20 protein-coding genes are annotated in these 20,369 nt (G+C 65.1%); 13 read left to right on the forward strand and 7 right to left on the reverse strand.

Annotated features, from left to right (window positions below):
- The first annotated feature begins 28 nt into the window (after positions 1-28).
- The 4 genes from B9Z03_RS28890 to B9Z03_RS28905 all read left to right on the forward strand — a co-directional run bounded on the left by B9Z03_RS28890 (position 29) and on the right by B9Z03_RS28905 (position 3,236).
- Positions 29-772: a TerC family protein gene (locus B9Z03_RS28890; protein WP_085467409.1), complete on the forward strand. Its 744-nt coding sequence runs from the start codon at positions 29-31 to the stop codon at positions 770-772.
- 162 nt (positions 773-934) lie between these two features.
- A complete protein-coding gene (rpmF, locus tag B9Z03_RS28895; protein WP_085467410.1) occupies positions 935-1,117 on the forward strand; it encodes a 50S ribosomal protein L32 in 183 nt (60 codons plus the stop codon).
- 126 nt (positions 1,118-1,243) lie between these two features.
- Positions 1,244-1,645 carry a hypothetical protein gene (locus B9Z03_RS28900; RefSeq protein WP_085467411.1) on the forward strand — a complete coding sequence of 134 codons (402 nt, stop codon included), beginning with the start codon at positions 1,244-1,246 and terminating at the stop codon, positions 1,643-1,645.
- Between the two features lie 4 nt (positions 1,646-1,649).
- On the forward strand, positions 1,650-3,236 hold the full coding sequence (locus B9Z03_RS28905) for a gamma-glutamyltransferase family protein (RefSeq protein WP_176247666.1): 1,587 nt from the start codon (positions 1,650-1,652) through the stop codon (positions 3,234-3,236).
- Between the two features lie 50 nt (positions 3,237-3,286).
- Here the strand turns inward: B9Z03_RS28905 and phaR are convergent, their stop codons facing one another.
- Entirely contained in the window at positions 3,287-3,898 is a 612-nt protein-coding gene (phaR, locus tag B9Z03_RS28910) for a polyhydroxyalkanoate synthesis repressor PhaR (protein WP_085467412.1), read from the reverse strand.
- 284 nt (positions 3,899-4,182) lie between these two features.
- On the opposite strand from phaR, the gene B9Z03_RS28915 reads away from it, so the two are divergent.
- A complete protein-coding gene (locus tag B9Z03_RS28915; protein ID WP_085467413.1) occupies positions 4,183-5,370 on the forward strand; it encodes an acetyl-CoA C-acetyltransferase in 1,188 nt (395 codons plus the stop codon).
- A gap of 104 nt (positions 5,371-5,474) precedes the next feature.
- Positions 5,475-6,197, forward strand: coding sequence for a beta-ketoacyl-ACP reductase (locus B9Z03_RS28920; RefSeq protein ID WP_085467414.1), 723 nt, complete (start codon positions 5,475-5,477; stop codon positions 6,195-6,197).
- 33 nt (positions 6,198-6,230) lie between these two features.
- On the opposite strand, the gene B9Z03_RS29985 is transcribed toward B9Z03_RS28920, so the two are convergent.
- The 3 genes from B9Z03_RS29985 to aqpZ form a co-directional block, all read right to left on the reverse strand.
- Positions 6,231-6,398 carry a hypothetical protein gene (locus tag B9Z03_RS29985; protein WP_176247667.1) on the reverse strand — a complete coding sequence of 56 codons (168 nt, stop codon included), beginning with the start codon at positions 6,396-6,398 and terminating at the stop codon, positions 6,231-6,233.
- Between the two features lie 172 nt (positions 6,399-6,570).
- Positions 6,571-7,185 (reverse strand): pyridoxamine 5'-phosphate oxidase family protein, encoded by a 615-nt coding sequence (locus B9Z03_RS28925; protein ID WP_085467415.1) that lies wholly within the window; start codon positions 7,183-7,185, stop codon positions 6,571-6,573.
- An 83-nt stretch (positions 7,186-7,268) separates the two neighbouring features.
- Positions 7,269-7,958 (reverse strand): aquaporin Z, encoded by a 690-nt coding sequence (aqpZ, locus tag B9Z03_RS28930; RefSeq protein WP_085467416.1) that lies wholly within the window; start codon positions 7,956-7,958, stop codon positions 7,269-7,271.
- Positions 7,959-8,741: 783 nt separating this feature from the next.
- On the opposite strand from aqpZ, the gene B9Z03_RS28935 reads away from it, so the two are divergent.
- The 4 genes from B9Z03_RS28935 to B9Z03_RS28950 all read left to right on the forward strand — a co-directional run bounded on the left by B9Z03_RS28935 (position 8,742) and on the right by B9Z03_RS28950 (position 13,951).
- On the forward strand, positions 8,742-12,062 hold the full coding sequence (locus B9Z03_RS28935) for a helicase-related protein (RefSeq protein ID WP_085467417.1): 3,321 nt from the start codon (positions 8,742-8,744) through the stop codon (positions 12,060-12,062).
- A gap of 3 nt (positions 12,063-12,065) precedes the next feature.
- Positions 12,066-12,446, forward strand: a complete 381-nt coding sequence (locus B9Z03_RS28940) for an RNA-binding S4 domain-containing protein (RefSeq protein ID WP_085467418.1) — start codon at positions 12,066-12,068, stop codon at positions 12,444-12,446.
- Positions 12,447-12,663: 217 nt separating this feature from the next.
- The gene (gene fdxA / locus B9Z03_RS28945; protein ID WP_085467419.1) at positions 12,664-13,002 is read left to right on the forward strand and encodes a ferredoxin FdxA; all 339 of its coding nucleotides are present in this window, start codon (positions 12,664-12,666) and stop codon (positions 13,000-13,002) included.
- A 346-nt stretch (positions 13,003-13,348) separates the two neighbouring features.
- Positions 13,349-13,951 (forward strand): CarD family transcriptional regulator, encoded by a 603-nt coding sequence (locus B9Z03_RS28950; RefSeq protein ID WP_085467420.1) that lies wholly within the window; start codon positions 13,349-13,351, stop codon positions 13,949-13,951.
- A 54-nt stretch (positions 13,952-14,005) separates the two neighbouring features.
- Here the strand turns inward: B9Z03_RS28950 and B9Z03_RS28955 are convergent, their stop codons facing one another.
- The 3 genes from B9Z03_RS28955 to B9Z03_RS28965 all read right to left on the reverse strand — a co-directional run bounded on the left by B9Z03_RS28955 (position 14,006) and on the right by B9Z03_RS28965 (position 17,026).
- Complete coding sequence (locus tag B9Z03_RS28955) at positions 14,006-15,133, reverse strand: serine hydrolase domain-containing protein (protein WP_210191403.1); 1,128 nt, start codon at positions 15,131-15,133, stop codon at positions 14,006-14,008.
- A 99-nt stretch (positions 15,134-15,232) separates the two neighbouring features.
- Positions 15,233-15,658: an OsmC family protein gene (locus B9Z03_RS28960; RefSeq protein ID WP_085467917.1), complete on the reverse strand. Its 426-nt coding sequence runs from the start codon at positions 15,656-15,658 to the stop codon at positions 15,233-15,235.
- Between the two features lie 102 nt (positions 15,659-15,760).
- A complete protein-coding gene (locus B9Z03_RS28965) occupies positions 15,761-17,026 on the reverse strand; it encodes a ubiquinone biosynthesis hydroxylase (protein WP_085467918.1) in 1,266 nt (421 codons plus the stop codon).
- A gap of 105 nt (positions 17,027-17,131) precedes the next feature.
- On the opposite strand from B9Z03_RS28965, the gene tesB reads away from it, so the two are divergent.
- The 3 genes from tesB (at position 17,132) to B9Z03_RS28980 (ending at position 19,990) form a co-directional block, all read left to right on the forward strand.
- On the forward strand, positions 17,132-18,007 hold the full coding sequence (tesB, locus tag B9Z03_RS28970) for an acyl-CoA thioesterase II (RefSeq protein ID WP_085467422.1): 876 nt from the start codon (positions 17,132-17,134) through the stop codon (positions 18,005-18,007).
- A gap of 219 nt (positions 18,008-18,226) precedes the next feature.
- Positions 18,227-18,565, forward strand: coding sequence for a P-II family nitrogen regulator (locus B9Z03_RS28975; RefSeq protein WP_085467423.1), 339 nt, complete (start codon positions 18,227-18,229; stop codon positions 18,563-18,565).
- Positions 18,566-18,595: 30 nt separating this feature from the next.
- Positions 18,596-19,990, forward strand: coding sequence for an ammonium transporter (locus B9Z03_RS28980; protein WP_085467424.1), 1,395 nt, complete (start codon positions 18,596-18,598; stop codon positions 19,988-19,990).
- Positions 19,991-20,369 lie beyond the last annotated feature (379 nt).

The raw sequence follows: 20,369 nt of genomic DNA on the forward strand, positions 1-20,369 counted from the left end.
ACTCGGGCCAACACGGAACATCACAACAATGGAATGGCTTCTCGGCTTCTTCGACTGGACGAGCGATCCGACGGCATGGGTGGCGCTCGCCACGCTCGTCATTCTCGAGGTCGTCCTCGGCATCGACAACCTCATCTTCATTTCGATCCTGACCAACAAGCTGCCAATCGAGCAGCAGGCGAGGGCCCGGCGCCTCGGCATCAGCGCCGCGCTCATCATGCGGCTTATGCTCCTGGCCACGATCTCCTTCATCGTGCAGCTTACGACGCCGCTGTTCACCGCCTTCGGCCATCCATTCTCCTGGCGTGACATCATCCTCATCGCCGGTGGCCTGTTCCTGGTCTGGAAGGCGACGCGCGAGATCCACCACTCGGTTGATCCGCAGGACCACAAGGAGGACTTGGTCGGCGGCGCGGTCTCGATGACCATCGGCGCCGCGATCTTCCAGATCCTGCTGCTCGACCTGGTCTTTTCGATCGACTCGATCATTACCGCCGTCGGCATGACCGACCATATCGCGATCATGTATATCGCCGTGATCTGCGCCGTGACCGTGATGCTGCTCGCCGCCGAGCCGTTGTCGAAGTTCATCGCCAAGAACCCGACCATCGTCATGCTGGCGCTGGGCTTCCTGCTTATGATCGGCATGACGCTGATCGCTGATGGCTTCGGCTTCCACGTACCCAAGGGCTACATTTACGCCGCAATGGGCTTCTCGGCCCTCGTCGAGGCGCTCAACATGCTTGCGCGCCGGGCCAAGACGAAGCATTGACGCGACCGTCGCGGGCAGCCGCCTGCGGCGAATCGCTTTTTTGCCGGCCGGGACTGGCCAAAACCCGGTCGGGCGTGTATAGGCACGCGACTTTCAATCAACCGCCGTGTGCGATGCCCGGATTTCGGGTTCCCCGGCTTGTGAGACGCCCGGAGCAGTACAATGGCAGTTCCTAAACGAAAGACCTCCCCGTCGAAGCGTGGCATGCGCCGCTCGGCCGATGCGCTGAGGGCCCCGACCTATGTCGAGGACAAGAATTCCGGCGAGATGCGCCGCCCGCATCACATCGACCTGAAGACCGGCATGTATCGCGGCCGCCAGGTTCTCGAGCCCAAGGAAAGCTGATCGGCGCCCTTCGGGGCTTGACGATCCATCGAGGGGCCGGCGCTTGCGCCGGCCTTTTTGCATGCGCGCTTGACGCGGCGGGGCGGGACCGCTCTACAAGCGGCTGAAGCCTTGGCGGAGGATCGCATGATCGGCAGCATTCCCCTCATCGTTGTCCCGTTCGTTCTCTACAATATGGGCCTCGTCGGCCTGTTCGGCGGCGGGGCCGATCCCTGGGCACAGGTACTGTTCTCGATCCGAATGATGTCCGGCGGCACCTGGTCGATGACGCTCGGCGACCTGATGGTGCTGATCGGCTTGTTCTTCCTGTTCATCGAGATCATGAAGTCGACGCGGACCTCCAATGCCTCGGTCATCGACCACCTGCTCTCGACCTTCGTCTTCGTCGCCTTCCTGGTCGAGTTCATGCTCGTGCCGGGAGCCGCGCACTCCGTGTTCTTCACGCTGATGATGATCGCACTGGTCGACGTGCTCGCAGGCTTCTCTGTCTCGATCCGTTCGGCCGGGCGCGACGTGAACTTCCGCTGAGACGATGCGCGACTTCCAGCGCCCCGGCCGCTCGCCTGTCATCGCCGGGAATGGCATGGCCGCGACGTCGCATCCGCTTGCCACCGCAGCGGCGATCGATGTCCTGAAATCCGGCGGCAACGCAGTCGACGCGGCAGTCGCGGCGTCCGCCGTGCTCACCGTGGTCGAACCGCACATGACCGGCATCGGCGGCGACTGTTTCGTCATCCTGGTCGAGCCAGACGGTTCCGTGCACGGGCTCAATGGCTCCGGCCGGGCACCCGCAGGCGCGAGCGCCGAGGCCTACCGCGCGCGGGGGCTGACGGACATCCCCGAATACGGTCCGCTCTCGATCACCGTCCCCGGTGCGATCAAGGCGTGGGAGACGCTGCTTGCCCGCTTCGGCACCCGGGGCTTCGACGCGCTCTTCGCGGATGCCATCCGCTACGCCGAGGAGGGCTACCCGGTCCACGCCCGCGTGGCGTGGGACTGGGCGCGGCAGGTCGACGCCCTGTCGGCCGACGAGGGTGGTTCGATACACTACCTGGTCGACGGCCGCTCCCCGGCTGCCGGCGCCCGACACCGCCAGCCGGCGCTGGGAGCAACGCTGCGTGCGATTGCCGCCAAAGGCTCTCGCGCCTTCTATGAGGGACCGATCGCCGCCGAGATGGCCGCCGTCGTGCAGGCCCAGGGTGGCTATCTCGCCGAGGAAGATCTGGCCGCTGTCGCCGCCGACTGGGTGACGCCGATCTCGACGCGTTATCGGGGCTACGACGTGCTGGAGATCCCGCCGAACGGTCAGGGCATCACCGCGCTGATCATGCTCAACCTGATGCGCGAACTCGGCGTCGAACACCTGCCGCCCGACAGCGCGGAGCGCTACCATCTCGAGATCGAGGCGGGCCGCATCGCCTATTCAGTGCTGCACCGCGAGGTCTCAGATCCCGCCACGATGAAGGTCGCGGTCGAGACCGTCCTGGCGGACGGCTTCACGCGGCAGCTGGCGCGGCAGTTTGACCCCGCGCGGCGCAACCCGGCCGTCGCCTTCCCGAAGAACCCGTCCTCGGACACGGTCTATCTCTCCGTTGTCGACCGTGATCGCCGCGCCGTCTCCTTCATCAACTCGACCTACGACGCCTTCGGCTCGCGCGTGGTGACGCCGGTCTCCGGTATCGCGCTGCAGAACCGCGGCGCCTGCTTCAACCTGATCGAGGGCCATCCCAACGAGATCGGCCCGCGCAAGCGGCCGCTGCACACCATTATCCCTGCCATGGCGATGAAGGACGGCCGTGCCTTTGCCTCCTTCGGTGTCATGGGCGGCGACTTCCAGCCGATGGGCCACGCCCACGTCTTCTCCAACCTCGTCGACCACGGCATGGACCCGCAGGCCGCAATCGACCATCCGCGCCTGTTCTGGGGCGAGGATGGCGTGCTCGACGCCGAAGCCGGCATTTCCCCCACCGTCCGCGAAGGGATGCGCGCCCGCGGCCACCAGCTCCGCGACGCGGCCCGGCCGCATGGCGGCGGCCAGATGATCGTTATCGATGAAGAGAATGGCTTCCTGGTCGGCGGCTCCGACCCGCGCAAGGACGGCTGCGCGATGGGATGGTGAGCCCGCGTCCTTGTCCCCTTATGGGAGAAGGACGCGGAGCAACTACCTCGCTACTTCCCCAGCTGCTCCAGCTTTCGCTGCATCGCTGCGATCTGGTCCTTCAGCTCGGCAAGCTCGTCGGTCTTCTCAGCCGCCTTGCGCGGCTTCGGCGCTTCCTCAGGCCCGGGCGCAGTGGTGCCAGCCGCCGGGAAGGCGGTGAACATCTTCATCGCGTTCTGGAATATCTCCATGTTCCGCCGCGTCTGCTCCTCGATCGCCTTCATCGAGGTTGGCATGCTCATGAAGTCGATCGGCGATTTGCCGAAGGCGGACGTCATCTGTTCGCGGAACCGCTCTTGCTCCTTGGAGAAGGCGATCATCGACTGCTCGAGAAAGCTCGGCACGATCATCTGCATCTGGTCGCCGTAGAAGGCGATAAGCTGGCGCAGGAACGGGATCGGCAGCATATTCTGGCCGTCCTTGTTCTCCAGCTCGAAGATGATCTGGGTCAGGACCGGATGGGTGATGTCCTCGCCGGTCTTGGCGTCCTGCACGTTGAAGTCCTCGCCCTTCTTGACCATTTCGGCGAGGTCTTCGAGCGTCACGTAGGTGCTGGTGCCTGTATTGTACAGGCGGCGGTTTGCGTATTTCTTGATGACGACCGACTCGTCCTTAACGGGCATCGAGGCCCTCCCGATATGGCCGGCCCGTTGCGTGGCCAGCCAGCTGCGCTCAATTGCTGCACAGAGGATATGCGCAATTCCGGACCAAATGAAAGCAGTTTGTGCACTGCATAAGCACGTCATGCGCTGCGGCAAGTGCCAGAGCGCAAAGGCAAACTCCCTTTCGACCTTCGTCGTGGAGCGCCGGCGCGACGATTTTCCGGTTTGACTCAGGGGGCGGAAAGGGCAAGAAAGTCGCGATCCTGCGGCGTCTGCTTGGGACGCCGGTTCCTCGGAGATTCCTGATGTCTGCTTCCCCCTCCATCGTCATCGCCTCCGCCGCCCGCACGCCGGTCGGCTCGTTCAATGGCTCCTTCGCCGCGACTCCAGCGCACGAACTCGGCGCCGTCGCGATCAAGGAAGTCCTGGCGCGCGCCGGCGTGGATGCGAAGGAAGTCGACGAAGTCATCCTCGGCCAGGTGCTGACCGCCGCCGCGGGCCAGAACCCGGCCCGCCAGGCCTCGATCGCGGCCGGCCTGCCGATCGAGACGACTGCCTGGGTCCTCAACCAGGTCTGCGGCTCGGGCCTGCGCACGATCGCCGTCGGCATGCAGCAGATCGCCAATGGCGACGCCAAGGTCATCGTCGCCGGCGGACAGGAATCCATGTCGCTTTCGCCGCATGCGCAGCACCTGCGCGCCGGCACCAAGATGGGCGACCTCAAGCTGATCGACACGATGATCAAGGACGGCCTGTGGGACGCCTTCAACGGCTATCACATGGGCAATACGGCCGAAAACGTCGCCCGCCAGTTCCAGATCACCCGCGAGGCGCAGGACGAGTTCGCGCTTGGCTCGCAGAACAAGGCCGAGGCCGCGCAGAAGGCGGGCAAGTTCAAGGACGAGATCGTCGCCGTTACGCTCAAGGGCCGCAAGGGCGACACGATCGTCGACAGCGACGAATATATCCGTCACGGCGCGACCATCGACGCCATGCAGAAGCTGAAGCCCGCCTTCGACAAGGAAGGCACGGTCACCGCCGCCAACGCCTCGGGCCTCAATGACGGCGCCGCCGCGGTGCTTCTCATGACCGAGGACGAGGCGAAGCGCCGCGGCATCACCCCGCTCGCACGCATCGCCTCCTGGGCGACCGCCGGCGTCGACCCCTCCATCATGGGCACCGGCCCGATCCCGGCCTCGAAGAAGGCGCTCGAAAAGGCCGGCTGGTCGGTCGGCGATCTCGATCTCGTCGAAGCGAATGAGGCCTTCGCCGCGCAGGCCTGCGCGGTCAACAAGAGCCTCGGCTGGGATCCGTCGATCGTCAACGTCAACGGCGGCGCCATCGCCATCGGCCACCCGATCGGCGCCTCCGGCGCGCGCATCTTCAACACGCTGGTCTACGAGATGCGCCGCCGCGGTGCGAAGAAGGGCCTCGCCACGCTCTGCATCGGCGGCGGCATGGGCGTCGCGATGTGCGTCGAAGCGATGAATTAAGGGAGTAGGGCAATAGGGGAGTAAGGCAGTAGGGAAAAGAACAAGCTCTCACACTCCCCTGCCTTATTGCCCTACTGTCCCCATAACGAGGGGAGGAATACCACATGGCACGTGTAGCACTGGTCACGGGCGGCTCTCGCGGCATCGGGGCGGCGATCTCGATCGCGCTCAGGGATGCCGGCTACAAGGTCGCGGCGAACTATGCCGGCAATGACGAGGCGGCTTCCGCCTTCACCACCGAGACCGGCATCCCGGTCTACAAATGGTCGGTCGCCGACTACGACGCCTGCGTCGCCGGCATCGCAAAGGTCGAGGCCGATCTCGGCCCGGTCGAGGTGCTGGTGAACAATGCTGGCATCACGCGCGACGCGATGTTCCATCGCATGACGCGCGAGCAATGGAACGAGGTAATCAACACCAACCTCAACGGCGCCTTCAACATGACGCATCCGGTGTGGAGCGGCATGCGCGACCGCAAGTTCGGCCGCGTCATCACCATTTCCTCGATCAACGGCCAGAAGGGCCAGATGGGCCAGGCGAACTATTCGGCGGCCAAGGCGGGCGACATCGGCTTCACCAAGGCGCTGGCGCAGGAAGGCGCCAAGGCCGGTATCACGGTCAACGTCATCGCCCCCGGCTACATCGGCACCGACATGGTGATGGCGGTGCCGGAGAAGGTGCGCGAATCGATCATCGCCCAAATCCCGGTCGGGCGGCTGGGCGAACCGGCGGAGATCGCGCGTTGCGTGGTGTTCCTCGCCTCGGACGAGGCAGGCTTCATCACCGGCTCGACGCTTACCGCCAATGGCGGCCAGTACATCACCTGAGCAAGGCGCCCAGCGTGCCGCGATCCTCGGCGATCAGCCGAGGATGTCCCTGCGGGCCCAGTGCAGAAGTTCCGAGCGGTCGGCGCGCATGTCGGACAGGTCGCGGTTCGACAGCGCGTTGATTTCCGCGACGGCGCGGTTGTAGCGGCGCTGCTTCTCGATCCGGTTCTGCGCGCGCGCAATGAGATCGTTGAGGATCATGATACGGTTCCTTGCATAATGGGCCACCTCGGCCCATGCGTGGTTCCTCCCGTATGCGTTCACGATCTCATATGGCACTGCACAATGGAATTGGAAATTGCTGCAGTGCAGCAATGCACTCGGCGCATGGCTCGGTTAAGGTTTTCTGAACCGTTGCCGCAACGCCGCTACGTCACCACATCGAATTTGCATAGGCATCGTCGAGCCAGAGGTCCATCGCCTCGGCCGACTGGTCCAGCGCGAGCTGGTCCTTGAGAATCTGGCCGAGCGTCGGCAGCGACTTCCGGTCGGGCCAGCTTTCGGGATGCCAGAGCTGCGAGCGCATGAAAGCCTTGGCGCAGTGCATGTAGGTGGCTTCGACCGTGACCACGATCACCGCCTGCGGCAGCTTGCCGTCAACCTCGAACCGGGCGCGAAGCGAATCGTCCGCCGTGATCTTCGCCTTGCCGTTGATGCGAAGCGTCTCGTCCATGCCAGGAATGAGGAACAGAAGCCCGATCGCCGGCTCCTCAAGCAGGTTTTCCAGCGTGTCGAGACGATTGTTTCCCGGCCGGTCGGGGATCGCGATCGTCCGGCTGTCGAGCACGGCGACGAAGCCCGGCCGGTCGCCCTTGGGCGTCACGTCCGCATGGCCCTTGCCGTCTGTGGTGCCAATCAGCACGAACGGGCTGCGGCCGATGAAGGAGGCGGCGTGGCTGTCGAGCGCCTTGAGTTCCTTGCGCAGCGATCCTTCGCTTGCGGGTTTGTAGACGCTGCGAAGCTCTTCGCGGGAGGTGATGAACTGCATGGCTGGCTCCTGTCTGCGGAGCGGAATGTGCCAAATCGCGCAGCGGCGCGCCACCCGCTTCAGGTGACGCGCCGGCGCTTTTATCAATCGTCGCCGAAGACGGCCTTGTGCACGATGCCGGCGATGGCCGCGCCGACGATCGGGGCTACCCAGAACAGCCAGAGCTGTGACAGCGCGGGGGTTTCGGCGAACAGCGCCACGCCGGTGGAGCGGGCGGGGTTGACCGACGTGTTGGTCACCGGAATCGACACGAGGTGAATCAGCGTCAGTCCGAGGCCGATCGCGATCGGTGCGAAGCCTGCCGGAACCCGGCCAGTGGTGGCGCCGAGGATGATCATCAGGAAGATGAAGGTCATCACGACTTCCATGACCAGTGCGGCACCCAGCGAGAACTTGCCGGGCGAGAATTCGCCGTAGCCGTTGGACGCGAAGCCGCCAACGCCGGCGAAGTCTGCCTTGCCGCTGACGATGAAGTAGAGCACCGCTGCCGCGACCACCGCGCCGACAAGCTGTGCGATCACATAGGGGATCAGGTCCTTCGCCGGGAAGCGGCCAGCGGTCAGGAGACCGACGGAGACGGCCGGATTGAAGTGACCGCCCGAGATACCGCCGACGGCATAGGCCATCGTCAGCACGGTGAGGCCGAAGGCGAGCGACACGCCAAGTAGACCGATACCAACATCCGGAAACGCGGCGGCGAGAACGGCGCTGCCGCAGCCGCCGAACACAAGCCAGAACGTGCCGAGGAATTCGGCGAAGAGACGCTTTTGCATGGACCCCTCCATAGGAGCAAATCGCGATATGGACCGGCGCGCGCCGGCCGGCCGCGCGAGGGCCGAGCGGCTGCTTCAAAAAGAGTCATGGTTTTGACCAGACGGCAAGCCGGATTGTCAGCCTTGGTTTGCAATCCCCCAACAAGCTTGTGGAAGGCCCTGCAAATGTCTTTCGCTGTCCCGTTTCGGCGCAGCATGGTTAACGCCGCGTCGGAATCGGATAGGTTGCAACCGGTCGAACACGACCCCGTTTGTGACCGCACTCATCGCAACCCACCAGATGTTGCGGTGAACGGACCGGAAACTCTGCATCGAAGCTGATTCGTCTCCGATTCGTTCCGGCTTTGGCCGGATCGTTAACCCAGATCGTCGTCAGGGCCCGCGGCAGCGTCATATTCGGTTAAGATAGGCTAACGATTCCATAAACTTGACCGCAGGCGAAACGCCCTCGGAAGACGCAGCCGCCGCCCGCTGCGCGAAAGGTTAACGCGCGCCTGTTTCGCCGCCGGGCCAGCGGGCGGAGCGATTCCGCATGTGGTGAAAAATCACGATTCAAATCAACATCTTGCGGTGAACAGAACATGAATCTTGGCGAGTCAGTGATTCGTCGCTGATTCGTTCCAGACTCGTTCCGGTTGTTAATGTCGCACCGCAGCAGCGGAACAAGCCGCCGGCGCCCGCGCCGTTGTGCAATGCCCTTGCTGCCCTATATTGATGCCAGTCGGTTCCCCCGCCGGCTGTGCCGCACAGGCTTTCCACGGTGCGCCAAAGGCCGTCCGACCTATGAATGTCCAGCCCCGACCGAAAGATGCGATGATCCTGTCCGGACGCGGCGTCACCGCCGTGCTCGGCCCGACCAACACCGGCAAGACGCATCTCGCCATCGAGCGCATGGTGGCGCATCCCTCCGGCATCATCGGCCTGCCGCTGAGGCTGCTCGCGCGCGAAGTCTACCAACGCGTCGCCGACAAGGTTGGCCTCGCCAACGTTTCCCTCGTCACCGGCGAGGAGAAGATCCTGCCGCCCGGCGCGCGCTATTCCGTCTGCACCGTCGAAGCCCTGCCGCGTCAGACCAATGCCGCCTTCGTTGCGATCGACGAGGTGCAGCTCGCCGGGGACCTGGAGCGCGGACACATCTTCACCGACCGTATCCTGCATCTTCGCGGCCGCGACGAGACACTCCTTCTCGGCGCCGGCACGATGCGCGGCATCCTGGAGCACACGCTGCGCGGCCTGTCGGTGGTCACGCGGCCGCGCATGTCACGGCTCGAATATGCCGGCCAGAAGAAGATCACCCGCCTGCCGCGCCGCTCCGCCATCGTCGCCTTCTCGTCGGAAGAGGTCTATGCCATCGGCGAACTGATCCGCCGCCAGCGCGGCGGTGTCGCAGTCGTGCTCGGCGCGCTGTCGCCGCGCACCCGCAACAAGCAGGTCGAGATCTACCAGTCGGGAGACGTCGACTTCCTCGTCGCCACCGACGCCATCGGCATGGGCCTCAACCTCGACGTCGACCACGTCGCCTTTGCCCAGAACCGCAAGTTCGACGGCTACCAGTACCGCGAGCTCACCGCCGCCGAGATCGGCCAGATCGCGGGCCGCGCCGGCCGCCACGTCCGCGACGGCACCTTCGGCGTCACCGGCCAGGTGATCCCATTCGACGAGGAGTTGATCGAAAAGATCGAAGGCCACGAATTCGATCCTGTCCGCGTCATGCAATGGCGCACGCCCGACTTCGATTTCGCGAGCCTGGAGGCTCTGCGCCGCTCTATCGAGACACTGCCGATGGTCGACGGACTGACCAAGGCTCTGCCGGCCGTCGACCAGAAGGCACTCGAATATCTAGCCCGCGATCCGATGATCCGCGACCTGGCCACCCGTCCGGAGCGCGTCGCGCTTTTGTGGGACGCCTGTGCCTTGCCCGACTACCGTCGCATCGCGCCGGCCCAGCATGCCGACCTGATCGGCTCGATCTATGTCGACCTCGCCGAGCGCGGCCATGTCGACGAGGCCTACATGGCCGAGCAGGTGCGCCGTGCCGATTCCGTCGAGGGCGACATCGATACGCTCTCCCACCGCATCGCCCAGATCCGCACCTGGACCTTCGTGTCGCACCGGCCCGGCTGGCTTGCCGATCCGGCACACTGGCAGGAAAAAACGCGCGAGATAGAAGACAGACTGTCGGACGCGCTTCATGACCGGTTGACGAAACGCTTCGTAGACCGCAGGACATCCGTGCTCATGAGGCGCCTTAGAGAAAATACGATGCTCGAAGCCGAAATCAGCCCAATCGGAGAGGTCTCCGTCGAAGGGCACCATGTCGGGGAACTGCAGGGGTTCCGCTTCACCGCCGACAGTTCCGCCGGCGGCGAGGACGCGAAGGCCGTGCGCGCCGCCGCACAGAAAGCGCTGGCGACCGAGTTCGAGACGCGCGCCGAACGCTTCTCGGCCTGCGCCAACGGCGACCTTGCGCTCGGCAACGACGGCACGCTGCGCTGGCTCGGCCAGCCCATCGGCACGCTGGCCGAGGGCGAGGACGCGCTGAAGCCACGCGTCATTCTCCTGGCGGACGAACAGCTCACCGGGCCTGCCCGCGACAAGGTCGCAGCGCGCGCCGAGCGCTTCGTCGCCTGGCAGATCGAATCGCTTCTCAAGCCGCTCGTCGACCTCAAGGCCGCCGACCAGCTCACCGGCATCGCGCGCGGCCTTGCCTATCGCCTGGTCGAGAGCTTCGGCCTGCTCAACCGTCGCGACGTCGCCGACGAGATGAAGTCGCTCGAACAGGATTCGCGCGCTGCGCTGCGCCGCCTCGGGGTGCGCTTCGGCGCCTATCACATTTTCCTGCCCGCGCTGCTCAAGCCCGCCCCGGCCGGTCTCCTGACCTTGCTGTGGGCGCTCAAGAACGACGGCAAGGACAAGCCCGGTTTCGGCGACCCGGTCAACGCCCTCGCCACCGGCCGCACCTCCGTGGTGGTGGACCAGCAGTTCGACCGCGAATTCTACAAGCTCGCCGGCTTCCGCATCCTCGGCCGCCGCGCGGTCCGCGTCGACATCCTTGAACGCGTTGCCGATCTCATTCGTCCTGCGCTCGCCTGGAAGCCCGGCGCGGCATCGCGCCCGGACGGCGCCTACGACGGCAACGCCTTCCTGGTCACGCCGCCGATGATGTCGATCCTCGGCGCCACCGCGTCCGACATGGAAGAGATTCTGAAGGCGCTCGGCTACCGTGCCGAGCCGAAGCCGCAGGCCGAGGTCGCCGGGCGTATTGCGAAGCTTGATGCCGATGCGGCGGAGGCCGCCAGGCTCAGGGCGGAGGCGCATGCCGCGGCGGAAGCGGCGAGAGCCGCCGAAGCCGCCTCTGTGGCCGATGCGATGACAGAGCCTGTCCCCGAGGACGCGGAAACCGCGCCTGTCTCGGCTGATGCGGCCGACGTGCCGCAGGCCGTGGTCGAAGAGATGGAAGCCGGCCCGCTGGCCGGCGCCGACCTTGCCGCCGAGGCGATTGCTCCGGTAGCCGTCGAGGAGGCGCTCAAGGCCGAAGACAATGTCGCTGCCGAAGAGATGTCCGTCGAACAATCGTCCGAGATCGCGGCGGAGGCGGTCGCTCCGGTGGTCGTCGAAGCGGCGTCCGAAGCCGAGGCTCCGGCATCGTCCGAACCCTCAGTCGCGCAGGACGTTCCTGCAGCCGATGCCACCCCTACCGAGCCTGAAGAGCCGAAGATCGTGCTGCTGTGGCGACCGGCCCGCAACGAGAACCGCTTCCGCCACCAGCGCCAGGGCGACCGCAACGGTCAGCCGCAGGGCCGCCGCGATCGCGGCCGCGGAAACAAGGGCGCCAAGCCGGAAGACGGCGCGCCGAAGGAGCCTAAGGTTCTGTGGCGCGCCGACGATCCGCAGTTCCAGCGCAAACCGCGACCGGAAGGCGAGCGCGACAATCGCAACCGCAACCGCCAGGACGGAAAGCATCTCGAGGGCAAGCGTCGCGAGGACCGGCCCGAGCGCAAGTTCGAGCATCAGAACCGCCCACGCGAGGAGAAGCCGGCGCGTATCGATCCGGACTCGCCCTTCGCCAAGCTCGCCGCGTTGCGCGACCAGCTTCGCAAGTAGGTCATGGCGGTTGCCGGCAGCCAGCGCATCGACAAATGGCTGTTCTTCGCGCGGGTGGTGAAATCGCGCTCGCTCGCCGCGAAGCTGGTCCAGTCCGGCGGCGTGCGCATCAATTCGCTCAAGGTCGACCAGCCCTCGGCCACCGTGAAACCAGGCGACGGCATCACGGTCACGCTGGAGCGCAGGATTCTCGTCTATCGCGTCCTGTCGGGCGGCACGCGACGCGGGCCGGCCGAGGAGGCTCGGACGCTCTATGAAGACCTCACTCCGCCGCCCGCGCCGCGGGAAGAGCAGGTCGTGACCGCCGAGCGCGAGGCCGGCAGCGGCCGCCCCACCAAGCGCGACCGCCGGCTGACCGACAGGCTGCGCTACGATCAGGACTGACCCTCGTACCCACCGGCCTTGGAATTCCATTTCTCGCCGGCCCGCCTACGCGGCAAAGCGCCCCTTGCACGGCCATGTCAAAGCCGTTACCCAACCGGCCTAGAGCCCCGCGCGTCCCGTTGGCCGCGCGAAGGATGCTTGAGAATTTGAGACCGTCGCATCGGCCTGGGAACGGCAGGCTCCCGAGCCGATGCGATGGAGTTCCGGAGCCGATCCGATGACCTATGTCGTCACCGACAATTGCATCAAGTGCAAGTACATGGACTGCGTCGAGGTCTGTCCGGTCGACTGTTTCTACGAAGGCGAGAACATGCTCGTCATCCATCCGGACGAATGCATAGACTGCGGCGTGTGCGAGCCGGAATGCCCGGCCGACGCGATACGTCCGGACACTGAGCCCGGCCTCGACAAGTGGCTCAAGATCAACACGGAATACGCCTCGTCCTGGCCGAACATCACCCAGAAGGGCGAGCCGCCGGATGATGCAAAGGAATTCGACGGCGTCGAGGGCAAATTCGAGAAATACTTCTCGCCCGAACCCGGCAAAGGCGACTGAACTCTCCTGATATGCATCGATCCAATTAACCTTTACCGTGCCGGAAACGGCCGCGGCGACTTCGCGCATGCGGCAAATTGTTGATTTCGACACGAAATTATGTTACACGCTTCTCCACATGCCGGTGACACGACGTCTCTTCATGGCGGTGAGCCTGAATCATCGAAAGGTTTGAACTGAATTCGGACCAAGGCGATCCGCGCGCGGCGCGTCGTCTTTGCGCGTGACGCTGCTTTGTTTCCGAAGCCGTTCTCCCCATGTCCCGCATAGCGCATGGCCCGCGCCTGGGCTGCAGCATGTTGCCTTCCGGCTCGTTCCGGCGGCACGAACAGGAGTTTGAAGCGTAATGGCAATCCCGCAGAAGAAGACTTCGGCAGCCCGCAACGGTTTCAAGACCGGCGAATTCATCGTCTATCCCGCGCATGGCGTCGGCCAGATCGTCTCGATCGACGAGCAGGAAGTCGCGGGCCACAAGCTTGAGCTCTTCGTCATCGATTTCCAGAAGGACAAGATGCGCCTGAAGGTTCCGGTCGCCAAGGCGACCTCCATCGGCATGCGCAAGCTGTCCGAGACCGATTATGTCGACCGCGCGCTCAAGGTCGTGCAGGGCCGCGCCCGCGTGAAGCGCACCATGTGGTCGCGCCGCGCGCAGGAATATGACGCGAAGATCAATTCCGGCGACCTGATCTCGATCTCCGAGGTGGTGCGCGACCTCTACCGCGCCGACAACCAGCCGGAACAGTCCTATTCCGAACGCCAGCTCTACGAAGCCGCGCTCGACCGCATGGCCCGCGAGATCGCGGCCGTGAACAAGATGTCCGAGACCGAGGCCGTGCGCCTGATCGAGACCAACCTGAACAAGGGCCCGAAGCGTGGCGCCAAGGCCGCCAACGAGGCGGAAGCCGACGGCGACGCCGATCTCGATGCCGAGCAGGAAGAGGCGGCCTGAGCCGACTCGTCCGCCCGATACAAAGACCCGGCCTCGCAGCCGGGTTTTTTTGTTTCAGCTGGCGATCTCGCCGATCGCCCTGAACAGCGCGATCGTCTCGTGCTCGCGATAGGACGTCTCGTCGTTCGTCGTGCCGTAGAGGCGGCTCGCCGAGAGCTTGACGATGGTCAGCCGCCGCGCCGGATTGACGTAGACGAACTGATTGTAGACACCGATGGCGGCATATTCTCCTTCGCTGCCGTCGATCACCCACCACTGGTAGCCATAGCCAAACAGCGGATCGACGACGCCGGGCGCGAGATGCGGCGCGTCGGGTGTCACCGACGCCTCGACCCATGCGGCGGGCACGACCTGCCGTCCCTGCCACGCACCGCCCAGGCGGTAGAGCTCGCCGATCTTGGCATAGTCGCGCGCGGTGGCGTTGAGGCAGGCATAGGCCATCTCCATGCCGGTGTCGTCGAGCAGCCAGTGACCCGACGCCTCCATGCCGAGCGGGTGCCACAGCTTCTCCTGCATGTAGTCGGCGATCGGCCGCCCCGTTGCGGCCTTCAGCAGCATGCCGAGCACCTGCGTGTCCATGCTGTTGTAGTGGCAGACACTCCCCGGCTCCGTCGCCCGCTTGAGCGTCGGCACGAAGTCGGCCATCGCACCGCCTTCGGCCGATACTCTCGCGAAGCGGTTGATGTCGGAATTGGGGTCGGAGTAGTCCTCCTCCCAGCCGGCACCTGACGACATCTGCAGGATGTCCTTGATCCGCACCCCGTCATAGGCCGAGCCTGCGAGGGACGGGACATACGCCGTGACAGGCTCCTCAATCGAGCGGATCGCGCCCTCGGCAACGGCGATGCCGAGTGCGGCCGATATGAAGCTCTTGGCCACCGACATCGACACCCAGCGCGTCCCGCGCCCGCCGAATGCCGCATAGCGCTCGAAGCGCACGGCACCATTCTCGAGCACCAGCAGTGCCATCGTGTCCGTCTCGGCGAGCAAGTCCTCCGTGGAACGCCGTTCGCCAAGGTAGACATAGGTCGACGGCAGAGGGATCGGAGCGCCGTCGGGGAAATCGTACGGCTCCAGCGACGCGCTCATCTCCGCAGCCGGGATGAATTCACGTAGCCGCCCGAAATTCTCGTGCTGCGGCGCGCCGGTGAACAGGCTGGCGATATAGTCGGCGCGATTCATCATACGGTTCCGGGTCGTATCGTCGGAACCGTTTGATAGACCGGATCGCCTCAAAGGAAAACCGGAGGCGACGCGCGTAGCGCCTCCTCCGGCCGCGGCTCAGCCGAGCTTTGCGTCCAGCGACACGTTGATCGCGCCGAGCGCCTTCGACACCGGGCATCCGGCCTTCGCCTTCTCGGCGAGCTCCTTGAACTTGGCGGCATCGATGCCCGGCACCTTGCCCGTGAGCGTCAGCGCGCTGCCGGTGATCCCTGTACCCGGCACCAGAGCCACCACGGCTTTGGCCTCCAGGCTCTCGGCCGGCGTGCCGTTCTCGGCCAGGAAATGCGACAGCTGCATCGCGAAGCAGCCGGCGTGAGCGGCGGCGATCAGTTCCTCGGGATTCGTCCCCGATGTCCCGCTTTCATCCTCAAAGCGCGCCTTGAACGAATAGGGCAGCGCCTTCAGCGCACCGCTCTGCGTGTCGAGCGTTCCGGCGCCCTCTTTCAGATTGCCCTTCCAAACGGCTGTAGCGTGGCGGTCCATCGCGATCTCCCTTGCTATGATCGGCCGGTCTTCCGGCATTTCAGCAACATAGCGCGGCGGCGCGCACTTTCCACGACACTTTCGCGGTGATCTCCTTGAAGATCAGATCGCCTCACCCCGCAGCAGCCGCGGCGCGCCCGGGTTGATGCCTGAGGCCTGGCCAATGAAGAAGCTCTTCATCCGCGGCATCCGCTCGACGAGCCCGAGCCCGATGTCGCGCAGCGCCCGCAACGGGCCGAAATCGTTCGAGAACAGCCGGTTCAGCACATCGGTCGTCACCCCCATCTGCACCGTGTCGAAGCGCCGCCAGCGCTCATATTCTTCCAGCACGTCGATCGCGCCGATATCCCGTCCGAGCCGGTCCGCCTCCACCACCACTTCGGCCAGCGCGGCGGCGTCGCGGAAGCCGAGGTTCAGCCCCTGCCCTGCGATCGGATGAATGCCGTGCGCGGCATCTCCAGCCAGCGCGAAGCGTGGCGCGACGAAGGCGCGGGCAAGCGTCAGCCCCAGCGGCCAGGCTTTCCTGGGCCCCGCGGCATGGATCTCGCCGAGTTTCAGCCCGAAGCGCTGCTCGAGCTCGGTCTCGAAGACGAGGTCGTCCTCGGCGACGATCCGGTCCGCATCCTCCGTGCGCTCGGTCCAGACGATCGAGGAGCGGTTGCCACCCTTCTCGTCGGGCTTCAGCGGCAGGATCGCGAACGGTCCGGCCGGCAGGAAATGCTCCTCGGCCCGCCCGCCATGCGGTCGTTCATGCGCCACGGTGCAGACGATACCGGACTGGCCGTAATCCCAGTGGACCGTCTTGATGCCGGCCATGTCGCGCAGCTTCGAGCGGACGCCATCGGCGGCGACGAGCAGTTTCGCGTCGATGCTGATTCCATCAGCCAGCGCAACCGTGACATGCGACGGGCCGGCCTCGAAATGGTTCACCGCCACGCCCTCGATGATGTCGATGCCCAGCGTCGCAGCCCGCTTGCGCAGCGCACCGTTGAGCACCTTGTTGTCGACCATGTGGGCGAAGGGCTCGCCCGGCGCGACCTCCCCGCCGAAGGTCAGGAAGACGGGACGCACCGGGTCGGCGGTGCGGGAATCGGTCACGATCATCTCGGTGATCGCCTGCGCCTGCGGCTCGATGTCTTGCCAGCAACCGAGCTGCTCGAGCATCCGACAGGCGGCGGCGGCGATCGCCGAAGAACGGCCGTCCTTGCGCCACACCTCCGCCGGGGCGGCATCCACCACCGCGACCCTAAGCGACGGGCGCGCCGCGACCATCGCCACGGCCGTCGCCAGTCCCACATAGCCAGCACCCGCGATCAGCACGTCGAACCGCGTGCCGGGCGCCGTCTCTGGTTCCTTGACTTCCGGCATGTCCATTCCTCCTCGGACGGTCGAGCGGCCTTGACATCCCGCCGCCGCCTGTCCGAATGCCTTTTTCAGCCCCCGTTGGGGCACTTGCCCGCGGAAGCAGCACCCATGACGGCCGACCCGCAGTCGATACAATCCATTCTCGAACTCGAGCAGCTGGAACACAATCTGTTTCGTGGTCGCAGCCCCGACACGTCCTGGCAACGCGTGTTCGGCGGCCAGGTGATCGCACAGGCCCTGGTCGCAGCGCAGCGCTGCGTCGAGAAGGAGCGCTACGTGCACTCCCTGCATTGCTATTTCATGCTGCCGGGCGATCCGTCGATCCCCATCATCTACCAGGTCGAGCGGCTGCGCGATGGCAGTTCCTTTGCCACCCGCCGCGTAACTGCTATCCAGCACGGTCAGGCGATCTTCTCGTTCGAAGCTTCCTTCCAGCTCGACGAGGCAGGGCTGGATTTTCAGATGCCGACGCCGCCCGACGTGCCGGACCCCGACCAGTTGCTCAGTCAGCGCGAGATCATCGAGCGGTTCGGCGATCGGATACCGAGCGGCATCGCGCGTTTCTGGCGGCGCGAGCGGCCGATCGAACTCAGGCCTGTGGATCTGGAGCACTATACCAGCCGCGAGAAGCTCGACCCGCGCCAGAACATCTGGGTGCGCGTCAAGGAGGAGGTGGCTGACGACCGCCGCGTCCAGGCAGCGGTCCTCGCTTACCTGTCCGACATGACGCTGCTCGATACGTCGACCTTCGCACACGGACGGATCCTGGCCGACCCGGACATCCAGGCCGCGAGCCTCGACCACGCGATGTGGTTCCACCGTCCGGACAGGCTCGACGACTGGCTTCTCTATACTCAGGACAGTCCTTCGACCTCCGGCTCGCGCGGTTTCACCCGCGGCGCCCTCTATTCGCGCGACGGCACTTTGGTGGCCTCCGTTGCACAGGAGGGACTCATCCGCCTGCGAACCAAGCAGAAGCAGTAAGCATTTCTTAATATATGCCTATTTTTTAGGCAGAGCCTGCTTGCACAAAAAGCGGGCAGCTTTGATGGCTGCGCGCATTGACAAGGATTTCATCGTTTTATGCGGCCTCCGCGCCAGTTGGCACGGACCTTGAATCCTCGTGCGTCAGTCTCCGCCGTCTTCGGGCGCCGGCGATGGACGAAAACGCGGGGGACCCGCACTAGTGAAGGGTGAAGCCTAATGAAAATCGTGATGGCAATCATCAAGCCGTTCAAGCTCGACGAGGTTCGCGAAGCGCTGACCGCCGTCGGGATCCAGGGCCTGACCGTCACCGAAGTCAAAGGTTATGGGCGTCAGAAGGGGCACACGGAAATCTATCGCGGCGCGGAATACGCCGTGAGCTTCCTCCCCAAGCTCAAGATCGAGATCGCGGTGAGCTCGGACATGGCGGAGAAGGCCGTCGAAGCCATTTCCGGCGCGGCCAAGACCGGCCAGATCGGTGACGGCAAGATCTTCGTCTACCCGATCGAGCAGGCCGTGCGCATCCGCACGGGCGAAACCGACAACGACGCGCTCTAAGCCGCCAATCCCGATTTCATGGAGAGAAGCATGACTATAATGCAACGAATTGCGCCGATGGCGCGCACGGCGGCGCTCGGAGCGCTCGCCCTGGGAGCGATGGGCACCCTCGCCGCCTTCGCACAGGAAACCGCGCCGGCGGCTGCCCCCGCGGCCGAGGCGGCCGCGCCCGTCATGGACAAGGGCGACACGGCGTGGATGCTCGTGTCCACCATCCTCGTCCTGTTCATGATCCTGCCGGGCCTCGCACTCTTCTACGGCGGCCTCGTGCGCGCCAAGAACATGCTGTCCGTGCTGATGCAGTGCACCATGATCACCGCGGTGGTCATCATCGTCTGGGTCCTGTGGGGCTACTCCTTCTCCTTCGGCGGCGGCACCGGTGCCTTCTTCGGCGGTTTTGCCAAGGTCTTCCTCTCCGGCGTCACCGCCGACAGCACCGCGGCGACCTTCTCGGACGGCTTCGTGCTGCCTGAATATGTCTTCATCGCCTTCCAGATGACCTTCGCCTGCATCACGCCGGCCCTGATCGTCGGCGCCTTCGCCGAGCGCATCAAGTTCCGCGCCGTGGTCCTGTTCGTCATCCTGTGGGTGACCTTCGTCTACTTCCCGATCGCCCACATGGTCTGGGATGCCAGCGGCCTGATCTTCACCGGCGCCCATGCCGGCGGTATCGCAGCCCTCGACTTCGCGGGCGGCACGGTCGTGCACATCAATGCCGGCATCGCGGGCCTCGTCGGCTCGATCCTCGTCGGCAAGCGTCTGGGCTACGGCAAGGACAACATGGCTCCGCACTCGATGACGCTGACCATGGTCGGCGCCTCGATCCTCTTCGTCGGCTGGTTCGGCTTCAACGCCGGCTCCAACCTCGAAGCCAATGGCGGCGCGGCGCTCGCGATGATCAACACCTTCACGGCCACCGCCGGCGCGATCGTCGCCTGGGTGGTCATCGAAGGCCTGATGCGCGGCAAGGCTTCGATGCTCGGCGCGGCTTCGGGCGTCGTCGCCGGCCTCGTGGCGGTCACTCCGGCGGCCGGCCTGATCGGCCCCGTCGGCGCCATCTTCCTCGGCGCGATCGCCAGCGCGGTGTGCTACTACTTCGTGGCCGTCGTGAAGATCAAAATGGGCTATGACGACTCGCTCGACGTGTTCGGCATCCACGGCGTCGGCGGCATTGTCGGCGCTATCGGCACCGGCATCTTCACCTCCACCTCGCTGGGCGGCATCGGCTATGCCGATGGCGTCTCGATGGGCGGCCAGGTCTACTCGCAGATCATCGCGGTCCTGATCACCATCGTCTGGTGCGGCATCGGCTCGGCGATCCTCTACAAGATCGTCGACCTGATCGTCGGCCTGCGTCCGACCGTCGAGGCCGAGCAGCAGGGCCTCGACCTCACCTCGCACGGCGAAGTGGCCTACCACTCGTAAGTCGAGACATCCCGGCGCGGCATCGCCCGCGCCGGCGTCCTCCCGGACGATGGCCTCGGCCATCGCAACTCAAGCCCGGCTCCGGCCGGGCTTTTTCTCGTGTGTGCTTCAACTCATGTTGCCGATGCTTTGCTTACCTTGCGTAAGGTTTGTGATTGCTACATAGTCCATTCGACAGTCATCGAACCTGGTGGCGCATCGCTGGCGTCTTTTCAGCCAACCGGACGGTGCTTTCCTGACCCCGCGGCAGAGCGGAGATTGTCACTCCTGTCGGAGAAGACCATGAGACTATTCGCAACTATCGCTTTTGCCGTTGGAGCCTTCTCCGCGGTTGTCTCCTCTCACGCACAGACCACGTCTCCGAGCCCGCCATCCGCTC

This window comes from Mesorhizobium australicum, assembly GCF_900177325.1.
In the GTDB taxonomy this organism is placed as follows: domain Bacteria; phylum Pseudomonadota; class Alphaproteobacteria; order Rhizobiales; family Rhizobiaceae; genus Mesorhizobium_A; species Mesorhizobium_A australicum_A.